Raw genomic sequence first — 6,058 nt, 5'->3', positions numbered from 1 at the left:
CCCATGAGGGCCAGCAGGTGGATCTGATGGCGGTGGATCGGCAGAAGATGGCCGAGTGGCTCGGCTGGCTCGATGCCGCTGGCCTCAAGAGCCTGCAACTGCTGCCCGATGTGCTGGCGCTGCCACAGGCCGCTGATGGCTGGTCTGCGCTGCAACTCGGCAATGAGTGGCTGGTACGCCAGGGCCCCTGTCAGGGGATCGTCGCCGACGAACCGCTGCTGGCCATCTTGCTGGCGACTGAAGCGGAGCCGGTCACCATCCACAGCCACACACCGGTGCCCGCCATTGCCGCCGCCAACTGGCAGGTGGCGGAGCCCGAGCTGCCCATGCTGCTGCTGGCCAAGGGGGCCCTCACCTGCCGCGCCAACCTGCTGACCGGCCCCTACCGGCCGCAGACCGAATATGCCCGCTACTGGTTGCAGTGGCGCAAGGTAGTCATCACCGCCGGTCTGTTGCTGCTGGTGGCCCTCGGCCAGCGCGGGGTGCAGCTCTATCAGCTCACCGAGCAGGACAAGGCGCTGAAAGCGGAGATCCGCGCCGTCTATACCCGCATCTTCCCGGGTGAGAGCCGCATCGTGAACGTGCGCAGCCAGATGAACCAGCATCTGCAACAGATGGGACAGGCCCCGCAAAACGGCGTGCTGCTGATGCTCACCGAGCTGGCCCCCACCTTTGCCGAAGTCCCCGGCCTGAAACCACAGGTGATGCGCTTTGATGCCAGTCGCCGCGAGCTGCGGCTGCAGGTGACCGCTCCCGGCTTCGCCGAGATCGAGCGGTTCCGTGAGCTGGCTGGCAAGCAATTCGAGGTACAGCAAGGCGAGGTGCGCAGCACCGAGGGCAAGGTAGAGGGCGCACTGGTGCTCAAGGGTAAATCATCATGATGGAAAAATTGCAGAGCTGGTGGCACGGCATCACCGCACGGGAACAGCGGCTGGTGGCCGCAGGCGGCGTTCTGCTGCTGGTCGGTCTCTTCTACTGGAGCATCTGGCAGCCCATCGCCAACCGCATCGCAGAGCGGGAGCGGCAGGTGCAGAACCAGCAGCAGACCCTCGCCTGGCTCAAGGAGAAGGGGGAAGAGGTACTGGCCATGCAGGGGGGCTCTGGTCGCCAGATCGATACCAGCGGCACCCTGGAAGGGGTGGTCGACCGCACCGCCTTCAACCACAAGATCAAGATTGCCCGGCTGCAACCCCAGGCGCAGGAGCTGCAAGTGTGGATCGACACGGTCCAGTTCGATGACTTGCTGCTCTGGCTCTCCACGCTGGTGGAGCAGCACGGTATTCAGGTTCAAATCATCGAGATCGCCCGCGAGGATCTGGCCCCGGGTCTGGTCAAGGTCAGACGTTTGCAGTTGAGTCGTCCACAATGAAAAAACGCATCCTGATTGCCAGCCTGTTTCTGGCAGCCTATCTGCTCTTCCTGCTGGCCACCCTGCCCGCGGCACTGGTGGCGCGCCATCTGCCGCTGCCTGCCAACGTTGCCAACCTGCTGAAACTGGAAGGGGTGAGCGGCACCCTCTGGAGTGGCCAGATCGCCCGGCTGCAATATGCCAGCGAATCGGTGAACCAGCTGCGCTGGGATCTCAACGGCTGGTCGCTGCTGCGCTTCGCCCCCGAAGTGGCCATACGCTTTGGCGATCGCAACGGCCTCAATGGTCAGGGCGTTGTCGGCTGGAATGGCGCAGCCTTCGGCCGGGATCTAACCTTCAACGCCCCCGCCCCCTGGTTGATGAGCCGGGTGCCGATGCCCCTGCCGATCCCGATCACCGTCAGCGGCCAGCTGCAGCTCAAAGTGGAGCAATTTACCCAGGGCAACCCCTGGTGTGACAACCTCTACGGTAACCTCGACTGGTACAACGCCAGTGCCGATACCCCGGCGGGCAAGCTGGATCTGGCCGACCCCGAGGTGAAACTCACCTGCCTCGACTCCAGACTGGTTGCCGAGCTCAAGCAGGGCTCCGATGCGGTACAGACCAGCGGGCGCCTCGAGCTGCAACCCAATGGCCAGTACATGTTCCAAGGCACCCTGAAGCCGGGCCCCGAGCTGCCAGAGCAGATGCAGCAAGGGCTCCCCTTCCTCGGCCAACCCGACAGTCAGGGCCGCTTCCCCCTGCGCTATCAGGGGCGAATCTAACCCCTGCTGCGACAAGGCCCCGGAGTATTTCCGGGGCCTTTATCCGCTAATAACCTGCTCCTGTTACCAATATTTGCTTATCTCTCGGCGCAACGCTTCTGCGGTTGCCTGACCGCTTTCCGATGCCAGTGCCCGTCCGGCGATAAAGGTCTTGGCCCTAATCCCTTCAAACAGATGGATATCTTCCGGCACGATACCGCCGGTGATCGACAGCTCCAGCCCCAGCTCGGAGAGCGCGCGCATCTTGCTCAAATCGGCCTGCGTCCAGCTGACCCCGGCCAGCTCGGCATCCCGCGAACGGTGATAGATAGCCTGGGTGATCCCCATATCGGCCCACTGTTTGGCATCATCCAGCGTCCAGTTGCCATAGATCTCGATCTGGATCTCCCCACCAAACTCGTCCGCGACTTTCTTGCATGCAGCAATGGTAGCGACATGTGCGGCGGCCGATACCGTGATCCAGTCAGCTCCGGCCGAGAAGGCCATGCGAGCCAGAATGGCACCACCATCTGTGGTCTTCATATCACACACGATAATGTGATCAGGATGACGCTCGCGCATGGTGCGTACCGCAGACATGCCTTCCGCAAAGGCCAGAATAGTGCCGACCTCGATCACCTCAACATAACCGACAACGCGATCGGCAATATCCACGGCGGTAGCAAGATCGGTAGAATCCAGAGCAATCTGTAACATTGGTTTGGTCATACTATATTTCCTCAATTTAAAACCTTGGCTTAATTGATTGGCCCATTGATTTAAAGTCGATAAAGGGCCGTAACCTGATGTCACTAATATAAATAGATGGGTAATTTAAATAATTGGCCAACTAATTAACGCTGGCCGTAATAGGCATTCTCACCATGCTTTCTGAAGTAGTGTTTATCAGACAACTCCTGCGTAATATGGATGGCCGGGTTCAGCGCTCTGGTTGCCAGCGCCATGGTCGGACCTCCTCCAGCACCAGCGCATTGTGCACCGCATCCACCGCACTCTTGCCCCAGCAGAAGGGGGCATGACCGGTGATAACCACGCCTGGCAAGGCCTGCGGATCCAGATCCCGTCGCTGAAATTCTTCGACAATGACCTTGCCGGTATTTTTTTCATAATCAATGCGGATTTCATCTTCAGTCAGCGGACGGGTGCAGGGAATATCGCCATAGAAATAATCGGCATGGGTGGTACCCAAGGCGGGAATATCCATTCCTGCTTGCGCCCAAATAGTGCCATGACGGGAATGGGTGTGCACAATACCGGAAATACTTTTAAACGCTTTATATAAAACCAGATGGGTTGCGGTATCACTGGACGGGGATAAATGCCCATCGACGATCTGGCCTTCCAAATCAACTACCACGATATCGTCAACGGTCATATTGTCGTAAGAGACCCCCGATGGCTTGATGGCCACCACGCCCAGGCTGCGATCAATCTGAGATACATTGCCCCAGGTCAGGGTAACCAGACCGTATCGGGGCAACAGCAGGTTGGCCTCCAATACCGCCTCTTTCAATGAGTTGTACATTTCGTTCTCCTAGGCCCCTTGCGGGGCCGCGTTGGGCGCCTCAGACCACTTGCGCCAGCGCCTGATCAATGACGTTGAATACATCTGCCGTGCTCTGGCACGCTCGCAGCTTCTCGAGGTTGATCCCGCTCTCGCTGTTTTCATCCTCCAGCACCTGAGTCACCTCCATCAGCCCCTCCATGTGTTCATCCGAGGTACTGCCCGCCAGCGTTACCAGCACGTCCACCGGCTCCTCTTCCCCTTCAAATTTCACCGGCGTAGTCAGGGTGACCAGTGCAAACGCCGTGCGATTGACTCCATCCTCCGGCCTTGCATGGGGCATCGCGAACTGGGGGGCAATCACGATATAGGGCCCCATCTTTTCAATGCTGCCGATGATCGCATCGTGGTAACGCGGCTCCACGACGCCGGAGCGGATCAGCATGTCAGTACCCAGCTTGATGGCGCTACGCCAGTCGCTGGCGGCCGCGTTGAGCAATACAGAGTTGTTTTCCATCAGCGATTGTTTGAATTTCATCTTGTTCTCCTTGCCCGCTGCCGAGTGCAGCGAGGATCATCGGCTTAATTTGCAAAGTTGTTCTTGATGATGCCCAGCAGTTCATCACCAAACGAATTGGGGTTGAGCATGTTCTGCACGCCCAGCACGAATTTGCCCTCACCGGGGATCATCTCGCCGGCCAGATGCTTGGAAGAGACGATGATGTCGGTGGTCTGCAGCTTGGTTTTGTAATCAGCAACGGCGCAGGAGTCCATGACATGAGGCACACCACTCTGCTCGAGAAACTTGCCGATCTTCATCTTCATCATCATGGATGAGCCCTGACCGTTGCCGCATACCGCCAAGATCCGCACTGCATGTCCCCCTTTGGCACTCTCGACTGGCGAGGCTGGCAGATCGGGCGCGTCTTCTGCCACGGCAGCACTCGGGACAGCCATATCCTCTTCCATCCGCAGGGTGCGGGAAGCGAAGTACATATAGAGCCCGGCGCCAGCCAGTAACACCACGAAGAACAGGGAGGACAGCGAGAGGCCCTGCATGATCACCGGGAATACCAGCGCCCAGTCAGCCATCCCCATCCAGCCGTTGAAGCTGGTGCCATTGACCGCGAACAGGTGGATAGCCCAGGCAGAGCCAAGCACCTCGATGATCCCCATGACGAAGCAGATCTTCATCACCGCTCGCCAGCCGCCAAAGTGGTTGGCGAACACCCCTATGGTGGCGTTGGAGAAGAACATGGGAATGAAGCCTGGGATAATCATGATGGGCGCCTGGAATGCCAGCAGGGCAAGCACAGCAAGGAACTGACCGATAGCCCCCCACATGAAGCCAAAGACCATGGCATTCGGCGAGTAGGCGTAGATAGCGGCGCGATCGATTGCCAGGACAGCGTTGGGAATGACCCGTTCGGAGATCCCCTTGAAGGCCTCGGAGAGTTCGGCAACGAACATCCGCCCCCCCACCACGATGACCTGAATGGCGACCGCAAACTTGAGACCGGTCTCGAGAATGTAGATGGACCAGTGAGTCTGACCCGCCATCTGTTGCAGATTATCGAGGCCAAACGAGAGCAGGATGATACCGAAGAAGATGGTCATCACGATGGCGGTCGCCGTGATGCTGTCGTGGAAAATGTGCAGCCACTTTGGCAGCTTCAGGTGATCGACGCTCTCTTCCTTGTTGCCCAGTTTCGGCGCCACCTTGGTGGCAATCCAGGAGGCGACCTGTTGCTGGTGACCGATGGAGAACCCCGCTCCACCGGTTACTTCCTGAGTCGGCTTGAACATGATGTTGGAGGAGATCCCCCAATAGAGCGCCATGATAACGGCGGAATAGAGGATGGTTTCCCACATCGAGGCGCCCATCACCATATAGAAGACCGCGATCAGACCCACCTGCTGAAACATGATGTGGCCGGTCAGCATGATGGTGCGGATCCCGGTATAGCGCCGCAGCAACACCAGCAGAATATTGAGGGCAAGGGCCAGCAATACCGCATAGCCGACCCAGGAGTAGTTCTCTCCCATGGTTTCCATGGTCGCCATCATGGTGGTGTAGGGATCAATCACTGAACCGGTGAGGTGATGATATTCCGCAATTTTGTCCACCACCGGCTTGAAGCCTGCCACCAGCGTACTGGCGCCCACCTGCACCAGCATGAAACCGACGATGGTCTTCACGGTGCCCTTGACGACCGTAGTGCCATCCTGCTTGAGCAACAGGTAGCCAATACAGGTCACCAGCCCCAACAGCAGGGGTGCCTTGGTCATCACCTGACTGTAAAAGATGTAAAAAGCGTTGTAGAGGGTGTATGGAGATGGTATTCACCTGACAGTTGCCCACAAAAGGGAGTGGTCATACGGCTTCAAACCGGATAACAAAACGGTACCCCTACCGTGTTA

General features: G+C 58.5%; 6 protein-coding genes and 1 pseudogene. 3 read left to right on the top strand and 4 right to left on the bottom strand.

Going from position 1 to position 6,058, the window contains the following annotated elements; genetic code table 11:
• The 3 genes from exeL to exeN all read left to right on the top strand — a co-directional run.
• Positions 1-881: GspL family type II secretion system protein ExeL (gene exeL, locus AB5Y92_RS15135; RefSeq protein ID WP_368227060.1), on the top strand; the 881-nt coding region annotated here is incomplete at its 5' end.
• A complete protein-coding gene (exeM, locus tag AB5Y92_RS15130; protein ID WP_164537447.1) occupies positions 878-1,369 on the top strand; it encodes a GspM family type II secretion system protein ExeM in 492 nt (163 codons plus the stop codon). The genes exeL and exeM, both read left to right, overlap by 4 nt.
• Positions 1,366-2,133 carry a GspN family type II secretion system protein ExeN gene (gene exeN, locus AB5Y92_RS15125; protein WP_164537448.1) on the top strand — a complete coding sequence of 256 codons (768 nt, stop codon included), beginning with the start codon at positions 1,366-1,368 and terminating at the stop codon, positions 2,131-2,133. The genes exeM and exeN overlap by 4 nt, the downstream gene beginning before the upstream one ends.
• Positions 2,134-2,196: 63 nt before the next feature.
• Here exeN and AB5Y92_RS15120 read toward each other — a convergent pair whose 3' ends face one another.
• From AB5Y92_RS15120 to AB5Y92_RS15105, 4 genes and pseudogenes are all read right to left on the bottom strand, one after another.
• Complete coding sequence (locus AB5Y92_RS15120) at positions 2,197-2,841, bottom strand: 3-keto-L-gulonate-6-phosphate decarboxylase UlaD (protein ID WP_368227059.1); 645 nt, start codon at positions 2,839-2,841, stop codon at positions 2,197-2,199.
• A 125-nt stretch (positions 2,842-2,966) separates the two neighbouring features.
• Positions 2,967-3,658: pseudogene (locus tag AB5Y92_RS15115) on the bottom strand (L-ribulose-5-phosphate 4-epimerase).
• A gap of 40 nt (positions 3,659-3,698) precedes the next feature.
• Positions 3,699-4,175 (bottom strand): PTS sugar transporter subunit IIA, encoded by a 477-nt coding sequence (locus AB5Y92_RS15110; RefSeq protein ID WP_164537450.1) that lies wholly within the window; start codon positions 4,173-4,175, stop codon positions 3,699-3,701.
• Between the two features lie 44 nt (positions 4,176-4,219).
• Positions 4,220-5,980 (bottom strand): PTS ascorbate-specific subunit IIBC, encoded by a 1,761-nt coding sequence (locus AB5Y92_RS15105; RefSeq protein ID WP_368227061.1) that lies wholly within the window; start codon positions 5,978-5,980, stop codon positions 4,220-4,222.
• Positions 5,981-6,058: the final 78 nt, after the last annotated feature.

The organism is Aeromonas sp. R1-1 (genome assembly GCF_040908495.1).
GTDB classification, from domain to species: Bacteria; Pseudomonadota; Gammaproteobacteria; order Enterobacterales; family Aeromonadaceae; genus Aeromonas; species Aeromonas veronii.
Note: the sequence above shows the minus strand (reverse complement) of the source record. Positions and strands in the feature narration are given on the sequence as shown.

Coding starts and splice junctions, on each gene's coding strand:
- AB5Y92_RS15110 (WP_164537450.1), bottom strand. CDS start 4,175: ATGAAATTCAAACAATCGCTGATGGAAAACAACTCTGTATTGCTCAAC.
- exeM (WP_164537447.1), top strand. CDS start 878: ATGATGGAAAAATTGCAGAGCTGGTGGCACGGCATCACCGCACGGGAA.
- exeN (WP_164537448.1), top strand. CDS start 1,366: ATGAAAAAACGCATCCTGATTGCCAGCCTGTTTCTGGCAGCCTATCTG.
- AB5Y92_RS15120 (WP_368227059.1), bottom strand. CDS start 2,841: ATGACCAAACCAATGTTACAGATTGCTCTGGATTCTACCGATCTTGCT.